At 68.0% G+C, this 23,578-nt stretch carries 22 protein-coding genes; 5 read left to right on the top strand and 17 right to left on the bottom strand.

Features of this window, described 5'->3' with window-relative positions:
* Nucleotides 1-11: 11 nt before the first annotated feature.
* The 7 genes from MLGJGCBP_RS37530 to MLGJGCBP_RS37500 form a co-directional block, all read right to left on the bottom strand.
* A complete protein-coding gene (locus MLGJGCBP_RS37530) occupies nt 12-1,310 on the bottom strand; it encodes an NAD(P)/FAD-dependent oxidoreductase (protein ID WP_160102290.1) in 1,299 nt (432 codons plus the stop codon).
* Nucleotides 1,311-1,315: 5 nt separating this feature from the next.
* Nucleotides 1,316-1,690 (bottom strand): hotdog fold domain-containing protein, encoded by a 375-nt coding sequence (locus tag MLGJGCBP_RS37525; RefSeq protein ID WP_087555656.1) that lies wholly within the window; start codon nt 1,688-1,690, stop codon nt 1,316-1,318.
* A complete protein-coding gene (locus MLGJGCBP_RS37520; protein ID WP_160102288.1) occupies nt 1,687-3,351 on the bottom strand; it encodes a flavin-containing monooxygenase in 1,665 nt (554 codons plus the stop codon). The genes MLGJGCBP_RS37525 and MLGJGCBP_RS37520 overlap by 4 nt, the downstream gene beginning before the upstream one ends.
* 107 nt (nt 3,352-3,458) lie before the next feature.
* Nucleotides 3,459-4,916: an aldehyde dehydrogenase family protein gene (locus tag MLGJGCBP_RS37515; protein WP_160102286.1), complete on the bottom strand. Its 1,458-nt coding sequence runs from the start codon at nt 4,914-4,916 to the stop codon at nt 3,459-3,461.
* Nucleotides 4,917-4,959: 43 nt separating this feature from the next.
* Entirely contained in the window at nt 4,960-6,057 is a 1,098-nt protein-coding gene (locus tag MLGJGCBP_RS37510; protein ID WP_160102284.1) for a Zn-dependent alcohol dehydrogenase, read from the bottom strand.
* A gap of 11 nt (nt 6,058-6,068) precedes the next feature.
* Complete coding sequence (locus tag MLGJGCBP_RS37505) at nt 6,069-6,848, bottom strand: enoyl-CoA hydratase/isomerase family protein (RefSeq protein ID WP_160102282.1); 780 nt, start codon at nt 6,846-6,848, stop codon at nt 6,069-6,071.
* 10 nt (nt 6,849-6,858) lie between these two features.
* Nucleotides 6,859-8,481, bottom strand: a complete 1,623-nt coding sequence (locus MLGJGCBP_RS37500; protein ID WP_236581595.1) for a class I adenylate-forming enzyme family protein — start codon at nt 8,479-8,481, stop codon at nt 6,859-6,861.
* 307 nt (nt 8,482-8,788) lie between these two features.
* Here MLGJGCBP_RS37500 and MLGJGCBP_RS37495 point away from each other — a divergent pair, with 307 nt between their 5' ends.
* Nucleotides 8,789-9,469, top strand: a complete 681-nt coding sequence (locus MLGJGCBP_RS37495; protein ID WP_160102278.1) for a TetR/AcrR family transcriptional regulator — start codon at nt 8,789-8,791, stop codon at nt 9,467-9,469.
* A gap of 11 nt (nt 9,470-9,480) precedes the next feature.
* On the opposite strand, the gene MLGJGCBP_RS37490 is transcribed toward MLGJGCBP_RS37495, so the two are convergent.
* Both MLGJGCBP_RS37490 and MLGJGCBP_RS37485 read right to left on the bottom strand, forming a co-directional pair.
* The gene (locus tag MLGJGCBP_RS37490) at nt 9,481-10,947 is read right to left on the bottom strand and encodes an MFS transporter (RefSeq protein ID WP_160102276.1); all 1,467 of its coding nucleotides are present in this window, start codon (nt 10,945-10,947) and stop codon (nt 9,481-9,483) included.
* A 19-nt stretch (nt 10,948-10,966) separates the two neighbouring features.
* On the bottom strand, nt 10,967-11,866 hold the full coding sequence (locus MLGJGCBP_RS37485; RefSeq protein ID WP_087555648.1) for a phytanoyl-CoA dioxygenase family protein: 900 nt from the start codon (nt 11,864-11,866) through the stop codon (nt 10,967-10,969).
* Between the two features lie 246 nt (nt 11,867-12,112).
* On the opposite strand from MLGJGCBP_RS37485, the gene MLGJGCBP_RS37480 reads away from it, so the two are divergent.
* Complete coding sequence (locus tag MLGJGCBP_RS37480) at nt 12,113-12,790, top strand: TetR/AcrR family transcriptional regulator (protein WP_160102274.1); 678 nt, start codon at nt 12,113-12,115, stop codon at nt 12,788-12,790.
* Between the two features lie 67 nt (nt 12,791-12,857).
* Here MLGJGCBP_RS37480 and MLGJGCBP_RS37475 read toward each other — a convergent pair whose 3' ends face one another.
* The 3 genes from MLGJGCBP_RS37475 to MLGJGCBP_RS37465 are packed head-to-tail and all read right to left on the bottom strand — an operon-like array spanning nt 12,858 to nt 15,635.
* The gene (locus tag MLGJGCBP_RS37475) at nt 12,858-13,625 is read right to left on the bottom strand and encodes a gamma-glutamyl-gamma-aminobutyrate hydrolase family protein (protein WP_442972140.1); all 768 of its coding nucleotides are present in this window, start codon (nt 13,623-13,625) and stop codon (nt 12,858-12,860) included.
* Nucleotides 13,622-14,977 carry a glutamine synthetase family protein gene (locus tag MLGJGCBP_RS37470; RefSeq protein WP_160102270.1) on the bottom strand — a complete coding sequence of 452 codons (1,356 nt, stop codon included), beginning with the start codon at nt 14,975-14,977 and terminating at the stop codon, nt 13,622-13,624. Before MLGJGCBP_RS37470 ends, MLGJGCBP_RS37475 begins: the two co-directional genes overlap by 4 nt.
* A complete protein-coding gene (locus MLGJGCBP_RS37465; protein WP_160102268.1) occupies nt 14,970-15,635 on the bottom strand; it encodes a hypothetical protein in 666 nt (221 codons plus the stop codon). Before MLGJGCBP_RS37465 ends, MLGJGCBP_RS37470 begins: the two co-directional genes overlap by 8 nt.
* A 156-nt stretch (nt 15,636-15,791) precedes the next feature.
* Here MLGJGCBP_RS37465 and MLGJGCBP_RS37460 point away from each other — a divergent pair, with 156 nt between their 5' ends.
* Nucleotides 15,792-16,757 (top strand): alpha/beta hydrolase, encoded by a 966-nt coding sequence (locus MLGJGCBP_RS37460; protein ID WP_160102266.1) that lies wholly within the window; start codon nt 15,792-15,794, stop codon nt 16,755-16,757.
* A gap of 27 nt (nt 16,758-16,784) precedes the next feature.
* On the opposite strand, the gene MLGJGCBP_RS37455 is transcribed toward MLGJGCBP_RS37460, so the two are convergent.
* Nucleotides 16,785-17,750, bottom strand: a complete 966-nt coding sequence (locus MLGJGCBP_RS37455; protein ID WP_236581594.1) for a pseudouridine synthase — start codon at nt 17,748-17,750, stop codon at nt 16,785-16,787.
* Between the two features lie 53 nt (nt 17,751-17,803).
* Nucleotides 17,804-18,073 (bottom strand): GlsB/YeaQ/YmgE family stress response membrane protein, encoded by a 270-nt coding sequence (locus MLGJGCBP_RS37450; protein ID WP_087555642.1) that lies wholly within the window; start codon nt 18,071-18,073, stop codon nt 17,804-17,806.
* 101 nt (nt 18,074-18,174) lie between these two features.
* Here MLGJGCBP_RS37450 and MLGJGCBP_RS37445 point away from each other — a divergent pair, with 101 nt between their 5' ends.
* Nucleotides 18,175-19,941: a GNAT family N-acetyltransferase gene (locus MLGJGCBP_RS37445; protein ID WP_160102264.1), complete on the top strand. Its 1,767-nt coding sequence runs from the start codon at nt 18,175-18,177 to the stop codon at nt 19,939-19,941.
* Nucleotides 19,942-20,028: 87 nt separating this feature from the next.
* Here MLGJGCBP_RS37445 and lexA read toward each other — a convergent pair whose 3' ends face one another.
* Complete coding sequence (lexA, locus tag MLGJGCBP_RS37440; protein WP_087555640.1) at nt 20,029-20,691, bottom strand: transcriptional repressor LexA; 663 nt, start codon at nt 20,689-20,691, stop codon at nt 20,029-20,031.
* An 89-nt stretch (nt 20,692-20,780) separates the two neighbouring features.
* The gene (locus tag MLGJGCBP_RS37435; protein WP_160102262.1) at nt 20,781-21,737 is read right to left on the bottom strand and encodes a GlxA family transcriptional regulator; all 957 of its coding nucleotides are present in this window, start codon (nt 21,735-21,737) and stop codon (nt 20,781-20,783) included.
* Between the two features lie 138 nt (nt 21,738-21,875).
* Between MLGJGCBP_RS37435 and MLGJGCBP_RS37430 the strand changes: the two genes are divergently transcribed.
* Nucleotides 21,876-22,508 (top strand): isochorismatase family protein, encoded by a 633-nt coding sequence (locus tag MLGJGCBP_RS37430; protein ID WP_160102260.1) that lies wholly within the window; start codon nt 21,876-21,878, stop codon nt 22,506-22,508.
* Here MLGJGCBP_RS37430 and MLGJGCBP_RS37425 read toward each other — a convergent pair.
* Nucleotides 22,496-23,389, bottom strand: coding sequence for a hypothetical protein (locus tag MLGJGCBP_RS37425; RefSeq protein ID WP_160102258.1), 894 nt, complete (start codon nt 23,387-23,389; stop codon nt 22,496-22,498). The genes MLGJGCBP_RS37430 and MLGJGCBP_RS37425 overlap by 13 nt on opposite strands.
* Nucleotides 23,390-23,578: the final 189 nt, after the last annotated feature.

Here is a 23,578-nt window from a genome sequence, read left to right as displayed (position 1 = left end):
GGCGGCGATGGCTATTTCGTGAGGGCGGCCAGGCGGTCGGAGGCGCGGTCGGCGAGCCAGCCTGCATGCAGCACGGGGCCGCTGACGAGGCTGGGCCGGAAGCGCTTGCGGCCGCGCCAGATCGCCGCAAGGTCGTCGTGCAGCGGCGCGTCGCAGATGCGGTCCGCGAGCAGGTGGCCCACGTACTGCGCCTGGGCGAAGCCGTGGCCGTTGCAGGCGAGCGAGTAGAGCACGTTGTCGGAGGCCTCGCCGGCGACTGGGAGCCATGTAGAGCTCATGCCGATCCAGCCGCCCCAGGCCTTCTGCGGCTCGATGTCACGCAGACCGGGAAAGCGGTCGTGGAATCCGCGGACGAGGTCGTCGGCGACGTTCCGCGCAGGGGTGCGGTCGGGCAGTGGGTTGCGGCCGGTCTGAACGCGGCGGGTCCCGAACACGATGGTGCCGCGTCGGGTGACGCGGTAGCTCTCGAGGATCATGTGCAACGTGACCATCGGGGCGCGGCTGGTCCAGCCGATCTCGTCGAGCCGCTCGGGTGCGACGGGTTCGGTCTCGACCAGGGAGGTCCACACCGGGGTGGCGAGGTTCTTCGGCGCGATCGACAGGCCCGCGCTGTAGGCGTTGGTGGTCAGCAGCGCCTTGCGGGCCCGGACACGTCCCTCCGGGGTGTCGACGGTGACGCCGCCGCCGGTGTCCGTGACGTCGTGGGCGGGGGTGTGCTCGTAGACGCGCACGTCGGACGCGATCGTCGCGGCCCGCAGGCCGAGGACGAACTCACCCGGGTTGAGGGTGCCGCCGACGCCCTCGCGCATTCCGCCGAGGAAGCCTTGCGGCAGCCCCGCCTCGGGGCCCTCGATGAATTCGGCCGAAGATCCGGCGTCGGCCAGGACCTTCGCGTTGCGGCGCGCGTGCCGCAACTGGCCCTTGGACACGGCGGCCATCACGATGCCCTCCGACTGGTAGCCGCAGTCGATTCCGTGGCGACTGATGGCGCCCTCGGCGAAATGCACCGCGTTCTCGGCGTACCGGTACAGGTTGCGTAACCGCTCGGGTTTGAGCAACAGTCCCAGCAGCTCCGGATCGGCGGCGATCGAATTCGTGATGTATCCGGCGTTGCGGGAGCTGGCGCCCCAGCCGAGGGTCTTCGCCTCGAGAAGCACCACGTCGACACCCTTGTCGGCGAGGCGGAGTGCGGCCGACATGCCGCCCCCGCCGCCACCGATCACGACCACGTCGCAGTCGATGTCACCGGTCAGGGGCTGTTCGACAGTGGTAGGCGTTGCGGCCCAGCCGGTCTCGTGAATCAGTCTCATCGTCACTACTCCGTCGCGTCTGCAGGGATGACCGCGGTGCCGCGAGCGCGCACCGCGACCAATGGATGCTCCAGGACCTGCGATCGGCCCGTGTCGCCGGAGGCTCGGCAGATCACACGGAGCTCGAAATCGACGGTGCGGCTGCGATTGCCCTTCTTCACGAGCTTGGCCTCGGCCTCGACGACATCACCGCCGCGGACTGCGGCGAGGAACTCGACGGACGAGTAGCCGGCGAACAGGCCCTCGTGGCCGTCCAGCTCGATCGACAGGTTCGTGCCGACGTCGCCGAAGAGTTTCAGGGCGTAGGCGCCGTCGACGAGATTGCCCGCGTAGTGCGCGTCGGAAAAGGCGACGTATCGCCGGTGGACTGCAGTACTCACGAGATCTCCCGGTGGATGGGGCCGAGCTGACGGGACACTGTTTCGCCGTCGATCTCGACGCCGGGGTAGCCGCGCTTGGCGATCTCGGTGCACATCCGGCGGTACTTGCCGACACCGCCCAGGTAGCCCATGAACGTGTTGGGCTTGCCCTCGACGTTGGAGCCGCGGTACCAGGAATCGGTGGTGGCGTACAGGGTGGCGGCGACGGTCTCCTCGGTGATGTCGACCCAGTCGTTCTGGCCCTCGACGGTGGCCTCCACCAGCGTCGCGCCGGCGTCGAGGGCGTGCTCGATGAGGTCTGCGATCCAGTCCACACTCTGCTCGATGGACATCACCACGTTGCTCGCGAGCGCGGGGCTCTGCGGGCCCGCCACCATGAAGAAGTTGGGGAAGTCCGCGGTCATGATCCCGAGGTAGGTGCGGACACCGTCGCGCCAGGCCTCCTGCAGCTTCGTGCCGGACGCGCCGGTGAGATTGAGCCCGTAGAGCGGGCCGGTGAAGGCGTCGAACCCGATGGCGAGCACGACGGCATCCGCCTCGTACGTGCCCTTCGATGTGACGATCGCGTTCGCGGTCATCGTCTCGAGCGGCTCGTCGCGCAGCGACACCAACGACACGTTGGGCCGGTTGAAGGTCTCGTAGTAGTCCGTTCCGAAGCAGCTGCGCTTGGCGCCCAGCGGGTGGTATCTGGGCACCAGCAACTCGGCGGTGGCCGGATCCTTCACGATCTCGCGAATCTTGTCGTGGATGAATTCCGAGGCGGTCCGGTTCGCCTCGATGTCGGTGAGCAGGTCCGTGAACTCGGCGCCGACACCATTGAAACCACTGAGTTCGTAGGCCGCCTCGTAGCGCCGCTGACGCTCCTCGGCCGATACGTCGAAGGCCTTGTCGGCCACGGGGCGCTCGGGGATGCCGCCGAGCGAGTGCCGGCATTCCTCGCGGATCGCTTGGTAGTCGACCTTGACGGATTCGACCTGCTCCGTGGAGAGTTCGGTGTTGCGGGCAGGCATCACGTAGTTCGGTGTGCGCTGGAACACCGTGACGTGCTCCGCGACCTCCGCGATCAATGGGATGGCCTGCACGCCCGACGATCCGGTGCCGATCACGGCGACGCGCTTGCCTGCGAGGTCGTCGAGCGAGATGTTCCACCGGCTGGTGGACACCTGCAGTCCGGCGAAGTTCTCGAGGCCCGGCACGTCGAAGTCCTTGGGGGTGGACAGGCCGCCTGCACCCGAGATCAGGTAGCGGCTGCGGCGCGTCTCGCCGTCGTCCAGCCGCACCTCCCACAGCCGGTCGGCCGCGTTCCATGTCGCGCCGACCACGCGGGTATCGAACGTGAAGTGCTTGCGCAGGTCGAAGCGGTCGGCGACGTGTTCGATGTAGCTGAGGATTTCGGCCTGCGGCGCGAATCGCTGGCTCCACGTCCATTCCTGCTGGAGCGCCTCGTCGAACGAGTAGGAGTAGTAGATGCTTTCGACGTCGCAGCGGGCTCCGGGATAGGTGTTCCAGAACCAGGTGCCGCCGACGCTGGGGCCGGCCTCGAAGCCCGCGAAGGTCCACCCGGCGTTCGTGAGCCGGTGCGAGAGGTAGAGGCCGGTGAAGCCGGCACCGACGCCGATGACATCGACGATCCCGCTGGCTGAGGTGGAGGTGGAGTTCATGCTGTCGCTTTCGTTGTTTTGGTCAAACGACTGGATCAAGTGACTTAGTTGAGTAGACCAGTGGTACCGGTCACAGTCAAGGGGTGACGCGAAAGTAGTCGCGCTCGCTACAGGGGAAGGTCGGGAGAATCGACGCCGACCACGCGATCGCCGCAGAACACCCGGACAGACTCCCCGGGGGCATGGCCGCCGATTCCGGAGGCACCCCAGAAGCTCTGTGCCGAACCGTCGGCGAGATCGGCGACCTTGGCACCGTTCACCCGCACCTCGCCCGAAAGCACCCGGGATCCGACGTCGATGGCGCGGTCCAGGTCGCCACCGAACACGTACGCGTCGAGACCCGACGGGTTCGCGTTGGCGACGCGCAAGGCGTCCTCGTCGGACTCCACGGCGTGCAGGCTGACGAGCGGCCCGAACAGTTCGGCAGTTGCGACCGACGCGTCGACTCCCGAAGCGACGGTGGGGGAAAGGAAGAACCCGTCGAGTGCGGGGAGCTTCGCGGGCTGATGGATCGTCCCGCCGTGGGCCCGCAGCGCCTCGATCCGGCTCTGCAGCGTGGCGAAGTGCGGGGCGTTCGAGATCGGACCCAGCTGTGTGTTCTCGTCGAGCGAGTGCCCGATGTCGATGCGGGAGATGCGATCGAGCAGCGCCTCCAGGAGCGGCGCGACGAGACTCTTGTGCGCCAGCACCTTTCCGGGGCCTTCACACCACTGACCGTTGAGCTTGGTCATCCCGTCGAGGATCCCGTCGGCGGCCACGTCGATGTCGGCGTCGTCCAGCACGAGGGCCGGGTTGTTGCCGCCGAGCTCGAGCTGGAGCACCTTGAAGTCCTCCGCGGCCGCACGAGCGATCGCGCGGCCGGCGTTCGGGCCGCCGGTGAAGGAGACGATCTTCACGCGGTGATCGCCGGTGATCGCCGCGCCCACGTCGCCCGCGCCGTGGACGAGCTGCAGCGCACCGTCGGGCAGCCCGGCCTTGACGAAGCATTCGACGATGATCTGGGCGCTGCTCGGCGCATGCTCGGACGGTTTGAGGATGACCGGGCAACCGGCGGCGAGGGCGCTCACCATCTTCGCGGCGGGGATGAAACTCGGGCCGTTCCACGGGGTGAGGATCGCGGCGGGGCCCCACGGGACCTTGTACAGCCGCACGTCGCGGCCCCCGGCCTCCAACGCCGTGCGACGCGGGACGGCGCGCAGATCCGCCGCCGACGAGCGGATCCGGTACGGGAGGAACTGCGCGACCATCCGGGCCTTCGCGATCGGGACGCCGCTGGTAAGGGCATCGGTGCGAGCGATGTCCTCGATCCGGGCCTCGACGATGTCGGCCGCACGCTCGATGACCGCCGCGCGTTCCTCGCTCGCCGCGTCGTCCCAGCGTTCGAAGCCGTACGACCGCTCGGCGTGCCGCAGTGCGCGCTCCACGTCGTCCGGGCCGGTGGTGACGGTGCGGTGGACCGGTTGGCCCGTGTTGGGGTCGAGATTCCACGCGTCCGGGATCGTCCGGCACTCGGACCACTCGTCGGCGATGTAGTTGATCGGCTGGGGCAGTTGAGGGTTCGACATCCGCGCCTTCCTTCGGTGCGTAGGTATGAATGGGTCGGTGTGATCACACGGTGAGGTCGGCGACGATGCGGGTCACCTCGCCCGACTTCATCGCCTCGAACCCCTTGTCGATCTCGCGGAACGGGATCACGTCGCTGACCATCTCGTCGAGCAGCAGGCTGCCCTGCAGGTACAGGCGCGCGAACTGGGTGATGTCCTCGTGTGCCTGGCCCGAGCCCATGTACGAGCCGATGAGCCGCTTCTCGCCGAAGAAGAAATCCGACGCGGGAACGGTGAGATCGGTGCCGTCCGGTGCGATACCCACCAGGCAGGCGGTACCCCTGGCACGCAGCACCGACAGCGCGGTGGCCGCGGTACGCGCGGAACCGACGGCCTCGAACGAGTAGTCCACGCCGTCGCCGAGCACGTTCCGGATCTCGGTGGGGACGTCGGCCGCGCCGTTCACGACGTGCGTGGCACCGTACTTGCGGGCCGCAGCGAGGCGGGCATCGTCGAGATCCACGGCGACGATCGCCGAGGCACCGGCGAGCCGCGCCCCCTGGATGATGGCCGACCCGACACCGCCGCAGCCGATCACGGCCACGGTGGCGCCGGGGCGCACCTGCGCGCCGCGGAAGACGGCACCGACGCCGGTGATGATGCAGCACGAGAGGAGGCACCCGACGTGCAACCCCACCTCGTCGGGCACCTTCACCAGCGAGTTCTCCCGCATCAAGGTGTGGCGGGAGAACGCGCCGATGTCGCCGAGCCGCTCGACGACCCGGCCTCCCGGCAACTGGAACGCGGGGCGGGGCCGTTGCCGGATCTGCGAGGCGCGCTGGCACTGCGTCGAGTGCCCGGCCTGGCAGTTGCGGCACAACCCGCACGAGGGCGTGAGAGCGCCGACGACGCGGTCGCCCGGACGCAACGAGGTCACCGCGGAGCCGACCGCCTCGACGATGCCCGCCACCTCGTGCCCGACCACCACCGGCAGATCGGTGGCCACGGTACCGGTCATGTAGTGCAGGTCGCTGTGGCAGAGGCCGACATTGGAGACCGCGACGCGGACCTCGTTGGGCTCCGGGTCGTCGACCTGGATCTCGATGAATTCCAGCGGCTCGTTCACCGCGGTGAGAAGTGCTGCTTCGGTGGTGATCACCATTGTCTCCGATCTCAATTGCTCGTCGTGGGCGCCGTCGGCGCCACGTTCTTCGATGCCCAGAAGCCATCGATGCCCTCGGTGAAGGCGCCGGACTCCCATGACTGGCGGGCGGCGTCGTCTTCGCGGGCGAACGCGGCCTCGACGTCTTCGGGTCGCGGCCGCAGCAGACCCAGGTGCAGTGCAGTGGTACGGGGATCGGAGTTCCACTGCCGGATCACCTCGACCGCGCGGTCCACCAGTGTGTGCGGGGCGACGATCTCGTCGAGCAGCCCGATACGCAGGGCCTCGTCCGCTCCGATCCGGTTGGAGCCGAGAATGATTCGCATCGCGTGGTTCCGGACCAGGCGGCCCATGAGGAAGCTCGAGGCGTTCGAGATGATGATCCCGCGGTGGTTCTCCGGCTGGTAGTACTCGGTGGCGGGGGTGCCGATCCGCGAGTCGCAGCACAGCGTGATCTCCGACGCGCCGCCGACCGCGATCCCGTTCACGGCCGCGATCACGGGGACCTTCGTCTCGAGGATCGCCCGGGTGATGTCGTGGAACGTCGCGAAGGCCTCGTGAATCTCGTCGTAGTTGGTCGGCACCGACTGCAGGTCCTCACCGGCGGAGAAGGCCCGCCCGGCGCCTGTGAGCACGATTCCGCGGACGACGTCCCCCGTCCCGAACCGGCGGATCGTCTGCGCGAGCCTCACCCGCGTGGCCACGTCCATCACGTTCAGCTTCGCCGGACGGTTCAGCGTGAGCACGGCGACGTCGCGGTCGATGTGCACATCCAGGTAGTTGTCGGTCATTTCTGGCTCCTCAGTTGCCGCCGCCGGCGGTGCGCGGCGGCCGCAGGTCGTAGGTGATGCCCGGATGTTCGGCGGAGCGCGCCTTCAGCGCCGGCTTCGCCACCCGCTCGGACGGGGTGCGCGGGAAATCGGCGACGAATTCGACGTAGCGCGGAATCTTGAAGCGAGCCAGCTGGGTTCGCGTGCTGTCGACGATCCGCTCTGCGGCCCCGCGGCTCTCCTCGACGCCGGGGGCCAGCTGCACGAAGGCCTTGACCTCCTCGCCGAACAGCTCGTCCGGGACGCCGACCACCGCTGCCGCGACGACGGTGTCGTCGCGCTCCAGGACGCGTTCGACCTCGGCGCTCGCGATGTTCTCGCCGCCGCGGCGCACCATGTCCTTGATCCGGCCCACCAGGCGGTAGCTGTCCGCCTCGCGGACCGCGACATCGCCGGTGTGGAGCCACCCGTCGCGCAGGACCTGCGCGGTGTCTTCGGGCCGGTTCCAGTAGCCGAGCATCATCGGTCTGCCCGACGTGACCAGCTCGCCGGATTCTCCCGCGGCAACCTCGGCACCCTGCGGATCGACAACCCGGACCTGCTTCGTGGGAACCGGCTGCCCCAGCCGCCCGCTGCCGACGTCGGCCGTGCGCTCGGGGAGGCTGACCAGGTCGACGCCGCTTTCGGTCATCCCGAAGATTTCCCGCCACGGCGCGCCCCAACGGTCTTCGAGCCCAGCGTGCAGCGCGACGGGGATTGCCGAGCACAGCACGAGGCGTAGGTCGCTGTCCCGGTCCTGCGGGCTCGGCGCCTGTTTGAACAGCAGCGTGGGCATCGAGCCGAGCACGTAGCAGAACGTGGCCCGGTGCCTGCGGACGTCCGCCATGAAACCCGAGGCCGAGAACCGGGGCAGGACCACCAGCGGCGCGCCGATCGTGAGGCACAGCGAGGTGTTCCACTGCGGATCCATGTACGAGAACGGCTGTGAGGTCAGTGCCACGTCGTCGGCCCCGAGGCCCGCCGCGCTCGCACAGACCCACCCCAGGCGGACCCAATAGTCGTGGGTCAGCATGCACGCCTTCGGGAATCCGGTGGTCCCCGAGGTGTACTGGAGGTTCGCGAGCGTCTCGCCGGAGATGGCGACCCGCGGCCTCTCCGCCTGATACTGCGCGAGTTCTTCGCACGAGGCGGCTTCGACGATCCGGACATCGCCCAGATCGCCGTTCGCGGCGCGCACCTCGTCGACGAGCGGGGTGTGACCGGCGTCGGTGAACATCACCCGGGCGCCGGAATCCCGCAGCACGAATTCGAGGTCTGCGCGCTGGTACGACGAATTGATCGGCACCGCGACGCCGCCGGCCTTGAGGATCGCGAGCCAGGCGATCGGCCACTGCACCACGTTGGGCAGCATGATCGCGACCCGGTTGCCTTCGCGGACCCCGTCATCGGAGACGAGTCGCTGCGCCAGGCGTGACGTCCAGTCGTCGATCTCGCCGAAGGTCCACGACCCGTCCTCGAACCGGAGGAACTCGCGGTCGGGATACCTGAGGGCCTGGATCGCCAGCAGGCCCACGAGGGTGTCGATCGGCGGGTCCACAGCCAGGCGCTCGAGCGCGATCGCGCGCTCCCGGTGAACTGATTCGACTCCGGTCATGGTCATCCTCTACGTCGGGTGCAGTGCGGCGTTGAAGCGGGTGCAGCTCGCGACTCTCGTCGTGACGGCGTATCCGCGGCGAGCTCGTGGCCCGCGACCTTCCGGTCGCCGACAGGCGCCGGACTGTGGTCCCGGTCATAGCCTAGAAGAACATGGTCATATGATCAAGGCGTATGACCATGACATGGTGGGAACTGCAGGTCCAGAGGGTCCGATCTCGGCGATGCGGGGCCCCCTTACCCGCCCGACTGGTAGCGTGGGGAACTGACTTGATCATCCGTTCAGGTCTGATTCGACAGGAGAACGCATGGCCCGCATTCCCGCCACCGAACGTCGCGCCGAACTGGTGGCCGCAGCCGTGCGCATGATCGCCGCCCACGGGGTGGACGGTGCGACCACACGCCGCATCGCGCAGGATGCGAACGCTCCACTGGCCACGCTGCACTACTGCTTTGCCACGAAAGAGGTGCTGTTCGCGGCGGTGTTCGAGTACGTCAACGCGCAGTATCGAGAAGTGTTGACGCGCAACGACGTCCAAGTCGACGTCGAGACCTCCGCGCGTACTCTGCTTCGCGGCGTGATGGAGTGGTACGTGGCGAATCCCGATTTCGGTGCGGCGATCGTCGAGCTGATCAGCTGGGCCCAGCGCCAGGAGGGCGAGCAGGCCGAGATGGTGTACAACCAGGCGTTCGCGACCATGCGGCCGATCCTCGACGCCGCCGCGACCGCTGCGGGCCAGTCCGTCGACCCGAAAACCATCGACGAACTGACCTACATCGTGTCCACGCTGTCCGACGGATTCGCGCTCAACTGGCTGGTGTTCGCCGATCGTGCAGCGGCCGAGTCGCAGATCGAGCTCGTCCTCGGCGTCCTCGATGCGTGGATGGCCGCCAACCTCGGCGATGTACCCAGACCGGTGACTCCGGCCGCGAAGGCTTCACCGGAAGACGCCATGCGTTCGCTGGCGACCTGGGTGAGCGTGGACTGACACACCCTGTTTCAGGACACGGCACTTTCGACGCGTCGACCGGACCGGGCGCGCGAGATCAGCACGGTCACCACGATGAGCAGGGCGAGGACTCCCGACAGCCAGTAGCCGGTGCCATAGAGGCCCTTGGCCGCGACCTCGAGGCCGGTGCCGACCACCGGAACCAGGGAGGCACTGAGGTCGCCGCTGACGAGTGCCGTGCCGAAGGCGAAACCCACGGCCATGAACGTGCCGGCGACACCGGCCGCCATCCCGGCCTTCTCTTCAGGCACTGCCATCTGCACCATGGTGAAGCCGGCTGCGTAGCCGATTCTGGTCCCGAGCCCCATGACGGCAGCACCCACGAGGTATTGCCACTGCTGGTCGTGCGCCAGGGCGAGCCAGGCCAGCCCCGATGCGCTGGTGAGCGCTCCGATGACGAAGACGGGGACGCCACGGCCGTTGAACAAGGCACGGTCGAGCACGGTTCCGCGGACCAGGAACGCCGCCGCGAACGGTGCCATGAGCCAGCCCGTCTGCAGCGCGCTGAGCCCGAGTCCGTAGGAGTCTTCCGGCCGAAGATTCTCGGGAGAGATCTGGGCGTACGTGCTGAGCAGCAGCAGAAACGCCGAGTTCACCGCTGCGAACAACGCGATGCACAAGCACGACGCGGTGACCAGAGGCGTCTTCATCATTGCGACGTCGAACACCGCCGAGGTCGACCGGCGCTCGACGCGCACCCAGGCGATGCCACCGACGATTCCGACCACCAACGGAATGAGTGCCGCGATGCCCCACACGAGGCCTTGAGTCAGAGTCAGCAGGATCGCTGCGACCCACGCGATCATCCACACCGTGCCGAGTACTGCGATGCGGCCGTTACGCTCAGCGGGCGGGGCGTGGGGGATCGCGACAAAGCACGCAATGGTCGTCGCCGCGCACACTGCGGTGAGGATGACGAAAAAGCCCCGCAGCGACAGGCTCTCGACGATGAAGCCGCCGCCGATCATGCCCACGACGATGCCGACACCGGTGGCGACGACCAGAACCGCGACACCCACCGCGATTCCCTCGTCGCCGAGGTTGCGACGCAGGAAGCCGAGCGGAAGTAGCTGCGCCGCACCACCGAAGCCCATGAGCATGCAGCCGACCAAGAGGGTCGGATACGAGTCACCGACAGCCGGAACCAGCGCGCCGACCGCGAGGAATGCCGACGCCGCCACCGAGGCGTTTCGGTCGCCGTACAGATCGGCGAGGCGCGGCAGCAGGATGAAGCCGGCTCCCCCGCCGAGGGTCAGCGCCGTGTACAGCCACGTCGTCTCGGCCACTGTGGCAAGGCCGTACTGCGTCTGGATGATCGGCAACAGCGGCGGCAGGATGAAGATGACGGCGTTGGTCAGGACGATCAGCAGCGTGCCGACTCCGATCAGCACTCCCTTGTTCGGCGCACGGCGAGCAGGCGCCTCACCGGCGAGTCCGGCTTGGTGGATCTCGGTCATCAGTTTCTCCGATTCGTGATCAGACGTGGGCGGGGAGCGCGTCGCCGATAGCGGTGTATTGGTCACAACTGAGCAGGTCCATGGGGTCGGACATCTGGCCCCCGACCTCGACCCAGCCGACGTAGTGCTCCGAGGACCAGTCGAGTGCTCGCTGGATCTCCTCCGGGAACGACCGAATCTGATCGAGGGTGTAGGTGAGGAAGGGGTTCTCCTCCGGGCGCAGGAATGCGAGGTCGTAGCCCATCGACAGGCCGAAGCGGTACTCGTCCGACGTGGTGTTCCGGCCACCACCGTGATAGGTGGAGCCGATCCAGATCAGCGCCGATCCGGCCTTCATCTCCGTCGGGATCGCCTCCTCGAGGCGCGGTGCGCGCTCGTCGTCCCACAGGTGCGAGCCCGGGATCACCAGGGTGCCGCCGTTCTCGGCAGTGAAGTCGCTGACCGCGACCATGATCTGCACCCGTGCTTCGCGCTGATAGGTGGGGTGTCGCCACAACCAGACCGAGTCGTCACGATGGAGCGGCTGCGAACCCTGTCCCGGGCCGATCTTGATGGCCATCGTCGCGCCTACGTGCATGCCTGCCGGGTTCGGCATCGACTCTTCACCGAAGAAGACGTTGATCGGCTTGTTGAGGATGCGCTCGGCGACGCCTCGGTACAACGGGTTCAGCGCGACCGTCGCCATGTGCTCGGTCCGCGCGAACAAGCCGCTTGCGCGCTTGGTTCTGTTGCCGGCGAACAGCTCGTCGTGGCCGGTGTCGACCCGGTCGAGCACGGGGCCCAAGTCGGTCTCGAGTCCCTCGATGGTGGCTTCGTCGAAGAGTCCTTCGATGATCACGCCGCCGTCTCGCATGATCACCTCGACCGCGGCTTCTGTGGTGACGTCGGGAGTCAGACGTGTGAGTTCGTTCGTCGTCATGAGGGGTCTGTTCCTTCGAAATTGGGCTGGTCGCATTGGAGGGGCGCCGGAGCCGGCGATGTGATCCGGCTCATACCGTAAGGCAAGTTAGTCAAATGATCAAGGTGTTTGACTCATAAAACTTGGGGGTTTACCTGCAGTTGGGGACGGCTTTTCTCGGCGATAGGGCCGTCCCCTCACTCCTCTGACTGCTAACGTGGGACTCGACATGATCATCTGATCAGTTCTGTCTCGACAGGAGAACGCATGGCTCGCATTCCCGCCACCGAACGTCGCGCCGAACTGGTGGCCGCAGCCGTGCGCGTGATTGCCGCCCACGGAGTGGACGGCGCCACCACTCGCCGTATCGCGGAAGAGGCGAACGCTCCACTGGCGACGCTGCACTACTGCTTCTCCTCCAAGGAGGAGCTGTTCGCTGCGGTTTTCGAGTACGTCACCGATCAGTATCGAGAGGTGTTGACGCGCAACGACGTCCATGGCGACGTAGCGACCACCGCGCGTGCTCTGCAGCGCGGCGTGATGGCGTGGTACGTGGCGAATTCCGATTTCGGCGCCGCGATCGTCGAGTTGATCAGCTGGGCGCAGCGCCAGGAGGCCAAGCTGGCCGAGATGGTGTACAACGAGGCATTCGCGACCATGGGGCGGATCCTCGATGCCGCCGCGACCGCTGCGGGCCAGTCGGTCGACCCGAAAACCATCGACGAACTGACCTACATCATGTCGGTATTGTCGGACGGATTCGCGCTCAACTGGCTGGTCACCGACCGCACAGCGGCGGAGTCGCAGATCGAGCTCACCCTTGGCGTGCTCGACGCCTGGATGGCCACGAACCTCGGCGCTGCTTCTGTGCCGGCGCGCCGAGCTTCGACGGTCTCTCCCGAACAGACGCTGCGCTCGCTCGTGTCCTGGGTGAGCGTGGATTGATACCGGGCCGTCACCGAAAGACAACTGTCGGCCGCCACTTTCGGTGGCGGCCGACAGTATCTTGTGGTCAGATCCGCTGGTTGCCTTCGGCGACGATCCAGCTCAGCGCCGGATCGTCGCGTTCCATCCACTCGGGATGCCACTGGACACCGAGCACCGCGGCCCCCGGCAGCTCGACCGCTTCGACGACGCCGTCGGCCGCGCGCCCCGTGACCACGAGGCCGGTACCGCAGCTGTCGACGGCCTGGTGGTGCCACGAGTTGGTGACCGCGCTGGCGCCGAACAGCCGTTCCGCGATCGAGCCGGGCTCGAACGTCACCTTGTGGTCGTCGGCACCGTCGGTGAGCGGCGGCGACACCGACAGGTGCTCGACGGAGCCGGGCGGGAGGTCGGCGATGAGCGTGCCGCCCAGGGCGACGTTCAGAACCTGCAGGCCGCGGCACACCCCGAGCACCGGAATGCGCCTGGCGAGTGCGGCACGCACGAGCGCGATCTCGAACTCGTCCCGGTCGGGGTCGTGGACCATCGGATCTTCCCGCGGATCCACGTCCCGGACCACCGACGGGTCGCCACCCCAGCACGCGGGATGAACGTCCTGACCTCCGGTGACGACCACGCCCGCCAGCCAGTGGCACAGTGCCTCCGGGTCGGCATCGTAAGGCAGGTTCACCGGAATGCCACCGGCCCTGGCGATCCGGTCCGAGAAGTCCGACATGAAGGCGTCGGCGAACAGGTGGCCGTAACGCTTGTCGAGTCCGTCGACCAGCCCCAGCCGGAACCGTCGGCCGGTGATGCCGATCAACGGCCGGATGGTGCCCGCGTTCTCCGTGCTCACGGGAACTCGAAGTATCGCGTCGACTCCCATTCGGAGAGCTCGGCGAACGGGTCGCCACCCGCGGTGTGGAACTGCATCCACTCCCACCGGCGGGTACCCACCCAGTAGTCGACGAACTCGTCCCCGAGTTGTTCGCGCAGAATCGGATCCGCCTCGAGAGCGGCGGCAGCCTTGGTGATGGTGTTCGGCAACCGCTCGAGATCGGGCGCGCACCACGCCATGTCGTTGACCGGCTCGGGCGGCTCGATCGCGCCGTCGAGGCCGGCGATCACCCCGGCGAGAATCGCCGCGACCGCGAGGTACAGATTCGCGTCTGCACCGGGAACCCGGTACTCGAGGCGGGAGTACGCCGGGTGCCCGCACACCGCACGCACCGCGGTGGTCTTGTTGCTGATGCCCCACGTGACCGTCGTCGGCGGTCCGCTCAGGTCGACCAGGCGACGGTACGAGGTGATCTGTGGGAGCACGATCGACGTCGCGCCCTGAATGGTCGCGAGGAGTCCGCCGATCGCGTGCCGCATCGTCGGTGAGGGCCCGTCCTCGGCGTAGAACGCGTTGGCCCCGTCGCGCTGCAGGGACAGGTTGACGTGCGAGGCCTGACCGTACCCGGCCGTCGGCTTGGCCATGAAGGTCACGGTGTGACCGAGTTCGAAGGCCACCTCGCGCATCACCTGCCGGGCGCGCGCCCAGGCATCGCACACCGAGATCGGGTCACCGGGAACCAGGTTGAGTTCGACCTGCCCTGCCGCGTCCTCGTCGCTCCACGCCTCCCATTCGATGCCGATCTCTTCGAGGCGACGGGCGACCGCCGACATGTAGTCGACCCAGTCCTTCGATTTCGCGAGGTGGTACGCGGTTCCGGCGGAACCGCCGAGCGGGGTCAGGTCGCGATATCCCTTGGCGCGGGCCTCGTGAATGGATTCCTGGAACAGGGTCGCCTCGATCTCGACCGCCACAGTGGCCGTGAAACCACGCGTTGCGAGTCGGTCGACCAGCTTTCGGGCCAGATTGCGCGGGCAGGTCCCGACCGGTGTGCCGTCCGTCTGCCAGTAGTCACCGATCACCGACTGCAGGCCGGGCTCCCACTGCACCAGCGTCGACATGTCGGGCCGGAACTGGACGTCGGCGAGGTGCCCACGCCAGTCGGGGTAGGCGAATCCGAAGGTCGGATCATTTCCCAGGTCGAGGCCGAACAGGAGATCGGCGAACGCAAAGCCCGACCCCGCGCTCGCGGCGAACTTCTTGGGAGCCACGTTCTTTCCGAGGAACGAGCCGTCGTGATTGGTGGCCTCGAGCCGGACCGTGTGGACGGCGGCGTCGCGATCCGTTGCGGTGGCGGTGATTTCAGACATCGTATCGAACCTTCCAGGATGCGGCGACGAGCACCGACAGCTGAGAGAGCGTGCCACGCACGCCGATCAGACCGGTGGACAGGGCGGCGATCAGATCGTCGGCGCCCGAGAAGATCCCGGCCAGCAGCTCCGGGGGGCCGGTGATCACATAGTGCGTCTCACCCTCGCCGACGACCAGCTGGTCCAACCCGTCGGGGCCGTCCGCGACCGCGACGAGCACGTCGGGGATCCCCGGAATCGACCGGGCTGCGGCCCAAAACGTTTCCGCGGCGACCTGCCAGTCCGGCAGCGGCGGCGAGAGCAATGCCAGCGACGTTGTGACGAGGTCGCCCTCGCCCACCGGCTCGCCGACCGGGGCGAGCCGCGCGTTCAGGTCGACGGTCAGGGTGACGTCGGGCGAGATGAACACGCCGCTCGACACCGCGACGACACCGTTCGAGATGCTGATCGTCGCAGCCTGCGGGGTGTCGTGGGAGCGGACCGCGACAATGCCTTCCACCCCCGCCACGACGGAAGCCGCACGGTTCGCGCGGACGGAGTTGGCAATCGTGCGGCCGATCAGCCGGACGATCGGACTCGCATCGTCCTCGATCCGAATGTCGACCCCGCCGACCGCGTCGGGCTCGCATGTCGCGTGGCCGATCGTCGTTTCGGTCATCCTTCAGTCCTTTCGATTCGACGAGATCATGTGCGCGGTACACCGTCAGCAGCGGATCCCTGTGGAATGCGACCATTGTGGTCAAGCGTCTTGGTCACGTGACTATGATAGTGAGGCACAGATCACTTGTTGTCAATGACTTGCGAGGTTTCCGAGATGAACGACGACGCCCCCACCTGGTGGAATCTGCTCGACGGCGATGCGCAGGCCGCGGCCCGGATGATCGCCCACGCGCTGCCGAAACCGATCCGGGAGCTGGGACCGGAGCAGGCCCGAGCGCTCCTGAACACGACTCGACCTGCCGAGCCGATCACACCGCTCGACCGTGTCGAGCGACTGACCGTGCCGACCCGCGCAGGTGCGATCCGGGCTCGCCTGTACCGCGCAGACAGTGCCGCTCCGGAGGGTGACAGGCCTGCCCTCGTCTATCTGCACGGCGGCGGTTTCGTCCTGGGAACCCTCGACGGAGCCGACGAGTTGTGTCGCGCGATCGCCGCCGGATCGGGATGGACGGTCGTGTCGCTGGACTACCGGCTGGCTCCCGAAAACCCCTACCCGGCAGCACTGGAAGACTGCCTCGACGCCTACACGTGGCTGACCCGGATGGCACCGGAGCTCGGTATCGATCCGGGACGGATCGCGATCGGTGGCGACTCCGCCGGGGGCAATCTCGCCGCCGCCCTCTGCCTGCACCGACGCGACGAGCGCAGCCCCCTCCCCGTGACTCAGGTACTTGCCTACCCCGCCGTGGACGGGACATTCACGACGCCGTCGTGGTCGGAATTCGCCGATGCGCCGCTACTGAGCACCGCGGACGCGCGCTGGTGCTGGGACCACTACGTCGGCCCGGGACATCGTTCGGACGACCACCTCGCGGCACCCATGCGCGCCGAATCGCTGCGCGGTCTTCCTCCTGCCCTGGTCCTGACCGCGGAGGTCGACCCGATCCGGGACGACGCCGAGGCATACGCGGCACGGCTGCGGCGCGACGGCGTCCCCGTCTCGCTGACCCGGTATGCCGGCGTCTTCCACGGCTTCGTCACCGAGATCGGTGTGTTCGCTCAGGCCAAGCAGGCGATCGACGAGATGTGCCTGCACCTGCGCGAGGTCGTGCGGGGATAGCCGCGCACCCGCGGACCCGCGTCGTCACTACGCGGGCGCCTCGCTCAACGTCCGGCGGGTGACGAACCGCCGCGGCATCCCCGACAGCGGATCGGTGAATTCGAGTTCCCGCGCGAGCAATTGGAGCGGGAGGGCATGATCGTCCGGCGCCTCGGGCAGTAGGTCGGGGTACAAACGATCGCCCAGAATCCCGGCGCCGAGCGCCGCCAGATGCACCCGCAACTGGTGCATCCGTCCGGTGTGCGGACGCAGGATCGTGTGCAGCACAGCACGTCCGGAGGGGCTCACGCCGCCGCCACGCACCTCGATCACCGTCTCGGCGTTGGGTTCACGGGAGTCGTCGACGACGACCCGAAACTCGCCGCGCCGCGACGCGATGTGGTTGCGGTAGACGACGGGGACGGCACGCTCGGCAAGCACCGGTGCATCCGGGTCCCACCCGGGCGGTTGCGTCGACACCGCCTCGTAGACCTTCACGACCCGCCGTTGCTCGAACAGCGACTGGTATGCGCCGCGCGTCGCGGGACGGGCCGAGAACATCACCAGGCCGGCGGTCGCGCGGTCGAGTCGATGGATCGGGGTCAGGTCCGGATTGTCGAGGCGAGTCCGCAATCGGACCAGCGCGGACTCGCGCAGGTATCGCCCGCCAGGGGTGGTCGGGAGGAAGTGTGGTTTGTCGATCACGACGAGGTCGTCGTCGACGTGCAGGATCTCCAGGTGAAACGGCACCGGGTCCTCCACCGGCAGCTCGCGGTAGTACCAGACGAACCGGTGCGCGCCCAGCGCCGTGCCGCGACCGATCGGACGACCGTCGGTGCCCACGATCTCTCCGGCGTCGAATCGCCGGTGCAGGTCGCCCGCGTTCAGATGGTCGAACCGCGCGACGACGTACTCGGCGATCGTCGCCCACGGCCCGCACGTCGGGACGCGCAGCCGCGTCGGTCCGACCCCGTCCTTGACGGGCAGCGGTGAGGGCATTGGCACGCGCACCATCATCCCACCGGCCGACTCGGCCGCGTCGCGGGCAGTGGTGAACGCCGCGGTTGTCAGTCGGCCCCTGCCGCGGCCCGCGCCTTCCACCACAACCAGACGGCCGTCACGATGATCGCCCCGGCGAGGGAGCCGATGATGCCGCTGGGACGCAAGTTGAGGCCGTCCCCCGCGAGGAGGCTGATGAGCAGTCCGCCCACGAACGAGCCGCCGATGCCTGCGACGAATGCCAGCGTCCAATCGATTCCGGACTTGGACCTACCCAGGATGAGTTGGGCGACGGCACCGACGAGCACTCCGAACAGGATCATCCCGATGATCAACATGGCGGGAGTATAGGGCGCAAATCCGGCCCATGCCGTGGTACTCGCGGCTCGGCGGGCGAGATCGGCCGCGCGGCCGCTGGTGAAGCGCCTAGGATACCGCCATGCGGCTGACCAACGTCGCGCACCTGCGCCTGCCGTTCGGCCGACTGCTGGGCTACGACGTCACCGTGGGCCGGCCGGGCCGACCGCTGCCCGTGTCGTTCGACCAGCGACGCCACGTCGGTGCCGGCGACCGAGCCGGGTCCTGGATGGCGTTGTCCTTCAGACTTTCCGCGCCGGTTCCGTCCGACGAGCTCGCGGCCGCCTGGCTGGCGGTCATCGCGCGGCACGGCACGCTGCGGTCGATCTTCTCGCCCGGCGAGGACGGCGAGCCGCAGCTGCACGAGGTCGAGATCTCCCCCGGTGACTGGGTCGAGCACCCGATCGCCCCCGGACAGGCCGTCAACGATGCGCTCCGTGACGTGCTCGACCACGCCTGCCCGCCGTACAGTCGTCCGTCGCACCGGCTGTGCGTGCTCGAGACCGCGGTGGGGCCGACCGTGGTGGTCGCCGCCGACCACTCCCACGTCGACATGTGGTCGATGTTGGTGATCGCACGCGACCTTCTCGCCGCGTTGACCGCGGTGCAGGACGGTCGGACGCCGTCGTTGCCGCCCGCGCCCGCCTTCGCCGAGCACACCCGCGCCCTGCGGGACCGCCCGGCGGCGCCCGCCGAGGTGCACCACCGCTGGGCGGAGGTGCTGGCGGCCAGCGGTGACGTGATGCCACGGTTCCCGCTGTCGCTGGGCGCGGCGACGCTGCAGCACGAGCGGGTGGAGGTGCGCGACGTGCTCGATGTCGACGACAGCGCCGCGTTCTCGGCGCAGGCCCGCGAGGACAGCGTCTCGACGCTGGCACTGGTGGTGGCCGCGATGACCGACGTGACGCGCGAACTGGCAGGCACCCCGCTGCGGGCGGTGTTCCCGGTGCACAGCCGGTACGACGCCGCCTGGAACGACTCCGTCGGGTGGTTCATCACCAACTCGGTGCTGGAATCGACCGACCCCGAACCCCGGGCCAGCGCGGAGGCGGTCAAGGAGGCCGTACGGATGGGGTCCTGGCCGTTGGAGGACGTTCTCCGCCCGTGGGGCGGGATGCCCGAGGCCCCCGGGATGTTCGCGATTTCGTGGCTGGACCTGCGCCGGTTGCCGGTCCGCGTCGACGCCACCGGGCTGGAGGCGCAGTACGTCGGCGCGACGATCCGGACCGACGGCGTGATGCTCTGGTTCATCCTCGACGAGGCCGGGTTGCACCTGCGCTGTCGCTACCCCGACACCCCCGAGGCCCGGCAGCATGTCGGCACCTGGCTGGACACACTCGTCGCCCACTTGCAGTCGCGGGCACGTGAATCGGTCGGTGGGCGGCTCCGACTCGGCGACCGTGTCTATCGGGTGCAGCGTGCCGGCCGCGCCGATGTGCCGGCGCTGGTCGCCCTGCTGTCCGACGACGAGATCGGCCGCACCCGCGAAGGGGCCGAGATGGCACGGTACGAGGAGGCATACGACGCGATCGCCCGGGATTCCTCACACTATCTGGCGGTGGTCCGCGCCGAGGACGACCGGATCATCGGCACCATGCAGCTCACCATCATCCCCGGGTTGTCCCGCGGCGGCACCACCCGCCTCCAGATCGAGGGGGTGCGGGTGACGGCTACCGAGCGCTCCCATGGTGTCGGAACCGCGATGCTCGAGTGGGCGCACGACCACGGCCGGCACCGCGGCGCGACACTCGTGCAGGTCACCACCGACCGCGCTCGTGATCGGGCGCAGGCGTTCTATGCGCGACTCGGATACGACGACAGCCACGTCGGATTCAAGCGGGCACTCTGACGGTTGCCGAGACCTGATGTGTACGGTCCGCTCGGCCACATAGCGCGGCCGACGTGTTCGCGGAACAGGTTTCGAATGGCCAGGGTGTCAGATTCGCCGCATCACGGAGACCACCTTGCCCAGGACGACTGCGGCGTCGCCGTCGATGACGGTGTAGTCAGGGTTACGGGGTTCGAGGAAGACGTGGCCGTCGCGGCGCCGGAGCACCTTCACCGTGGCCTCGCCGTCGATCATCGCGGCGACGATCTCACCGGAATGGGCCTCGTCCTGGCGGCGCACCACGACGACGTCGCCGTCGCAGATCGCGGCGTCGATCATCGACTCGCCGCGCACCCGCAGCCCGAACACGGTGCCGGAGCCGACGAGTTCACGAGGGAGCGTGAGCATCTCGTCGGCGTGCTCCTCTGCGAGGATCGGTGCACCGGCTGCGATGTCGCCGACGACCGGCACCGTCACATTGTTGTCGGCCGAACGTCCGTGCTTCGTCTCGGAGAGGAACGGGCGCACGTCCAATTGCCGGGCCATGGACGAACCCCTCCGGAGAAAGCCCTTTTCCTCGAGGCTCTTCAGGTGCTTGGACACCGACGACGTCGACCGCAGGCCCACCGCGTCCCCGATCTGCCGGGTGCTCGGCGAACATCCGTGTGCGGCTACCCAGTCCCGGATCGTCGCGAGAATCAACTGCTGGCGGGACGGCAGGGTGGCGGCGTCGAGGCCACCGAACATGTCGAGATCGTCGTAATCGGTCACCCGGAGAATCGTAGGGGGTGAGCACCGCCCCTTCGGCAGGGTGTGGGCGTGCGACCAGGTGCGGGGTCTGCACCGGACCGGCGCCGCCCTCAGCCGTTCGGAAGATCCGCGAACTGTCGCCGGTACGCGGTGGGCGAGGTCGCGAAGGCGGCGACGAAGTTCTGCCGGAAGGTGACGGTGCTGGCGAAGCCGCACGCGGAGGCGATGTCGTCGATACCCCAGTCCGTGGTCTCGAGCAGGACGCGCCCTTCACCGAGTCGCTGCTCCGCGACCCACCGCGCCGGCGTGGTCCCGGTGGTCCGAGTGAACTGCCGAATGAAGCTGCGCCGACTCATCTTCGCCTCGCCCGCGAGGCGATCGACGGACAGGTTTTCGTGGAGGTGGGCCAGCGCCCACTGCTGCACGTCGGCGATCGCCGTGTCCGTCGGCGCCTGTGCCAGCGGGCGCTCGATGTACTGGGCTTGCCCGCCCTCCCGGTGCGGGGCGACGACCAGACTTCGCGCCACCCGGGTCGCGACCGCGGACCCGAGGTGTGTGCGCACCAGGTGCAGGCAGGCATCCACCGACGACGCGGTCCCGGCGGAGGTCAGCACGTCGCCGTGGTCGATGTAGAGCACCGAGGTGTCCATCTGCGTGCCCGGATGGCGTTCGGCCAGCGCCGGCATCATCTCCCAGTGTGTGACGGCCGGGCGACCGTCGAGCAGACCGCTGTCGACGACCGCGAAGGCGCCGAGACACAGTCCCGCGACGACGGCACCCCGCGCGTGGGCCCGGCGCAGGCGGGATCCGAACACCTCGCTGCTCGGCACCACGGGAAGCGGCCACGACGGGATCACGACGATGTCGGCCCACTCGACCGTCTCCGGGCCCGCCACATCACCGATGGGGTATCCCTCGGCCGTTCGGATCGACCCCGGGTGATCGGACCACAGCCTGGTCTCCCAGTCGGTGGCCAGCCCGAGGCGGCCCACCTCGCCGAACACCATCAGCGGCGCCGCGAGGTGGAACATGGTGATGTCGTCGAACGCATAGACGGCAATCCGCATCGGATCTCCCCCCGGTTGGCACAAAGTCATCGAAAGTATGCATCCATGCCACTCGCAACCGCTACCCCCTCACCGAAGAATGGGTGACAGCGCGGCCCGGCGAAGGGCGCGCACGATTTCGATCCCCGGGAGTGAACTATGACTGCACCACGCCGTGCCCTCGTCGTCGTCGACGTCCAGCAGGAGTACTTCGACGGACCGCTGCAGATCCAGTACCCGCCGCGTGAGGAATCACTGGCCAACATTCTGAACGCGATCAAGGTGGCCGACGCGGCCGACATCCCGGTTGTCGTCGTTCAGCATCGGATGCCCGACGGTGCCCCGGTCTTCGTGGAAGGGTCGGCGGGGTGGTCGCTGCATCCCGACCTCGACACCGCGATCGACCCGTCGTGGAAGCGGGTTCACAAGCAGTACGGGAGCGTATTCGCCGGCACCGATGTCGCGGAGTGGTTGCGCGCGAACACCATCGACACCATTTCGATCGTGGGGTTCATGACCAACAACTGCGATCTGGCGACCGCCGTCGAGGCCGAGGGCCTGGGATTCTCCGCCGAGATCCTGTCCGACGCTACCGGCGCGATCAACCTCGCAAACGAGGCCGGTCAGGTGTCCGCGGAGTCGCTGCACACCACACTGATGGTCGTGTTGCAATCGAACTTCGCCGCGGTCGCCACAACCTCACAGTGGGTCGCGGCCGTCGAATCCGAAACAGCTCTCCCGAAGGGCAACCTTGTCACCTCGGCACTCGAAGGGAGTGCTCACTGGAAGTAGGACGCATAGTCGCCGAACGGGACCTGGCCGGTGGGGCTCGACCGCACGGCGTCGGCAACCGCCGGAGGAATGGGAGCCCAGTAGGCGGGCATCGCGGCCGCCAGGGACGGCTGCAGTACGTAGAGCAGTGCGAAGTTCACAATCCACAGCGGCGGCGCCATCGACATGCCGACCTCCGCGCTCACACCGCCCTTGGTGTTCGTCACCAGTTGAGCTTCGCCCGACATCTGTTGCGCTGCGAAGCCGAAGGCCGCTTGTATCGTGTACGCGGACTCGTACAGCGCTATCAGGGTGTGTGTTGCACCGTTGTTCCTCAACCAGGTGCCCACGAAACCCCCGGGAGCGATCAGCGAGTTCACCTGGCGCGTCGGCGCGTCCGCGTTGGCCGGACTCTCCAGTAGTCCGCTGGGGTTCACGTACAGCCCGTAGCTGGCCAGAACCGACGGTGTGTTGCGGCCGTCGACGTCGGAATAGAGGGGACGGCCGTTCGTATTGGTGAGGATCCGGGCGCACGCATCGATCACCGAGGCGGCGTCGCTGCTGCCGCCGACTCCACCGCCGGTGATGAGGTCGCGATACTGCTGCTCGGACAAAGCGTCAGCCCGGTCGAGCCCGATCTGATAGGCGATCTCGTCCGCCACCTGCTGACCGAGCGGCGCGTTGAGCTGATCCGGACTCGTCATCTGCGTCGGCGCCAGGTTCTCGTAGCCGGGGTCCCCGGAGAAGGGGATCGCGAACCCGGTGCCGACAGCGGGTTGACCGTCTGCCGTCCGGGCCGTTGCCAGGGAGAGAAGGCACACCCCCACCAGTGCCAGTACCGAGAACATCCTGCGGTGGGGGGTTGCTCCGCGTCGATGTCCCGCCAAATCTGTGCCGCGCATACGTCAACCTCCCAGAACACGATCCGGCGAGATAACACGAGCTTCCGACCAGTCAAACGCCGTGACGGCGGCCGTGTCAAGACTCCGTGTCGGCTCGGTGTCGATGACCTAATACTGCAACGGCACTTATGGGAGGTGGCCGCGGCGTCGGTAGTGGGAGGTGCGGGCCTGGTGTTGTCGGCGTCGTCG

Origin of the sequence: Rhodococcus sp. T7, assembly GCF_009872365.1 — a bacterium.
Taxonomy (GTDB): domain Bacteria; phylum Actinomycetota; class Actinomycetes; order Mycobacteriales; family Mycobacteriaceae; genus Rhodococcus_F.
Note: the sequence above shows the minus strand (reverse complement) of the source record. Positions and strands in the feature narration are given on the sequence as shown.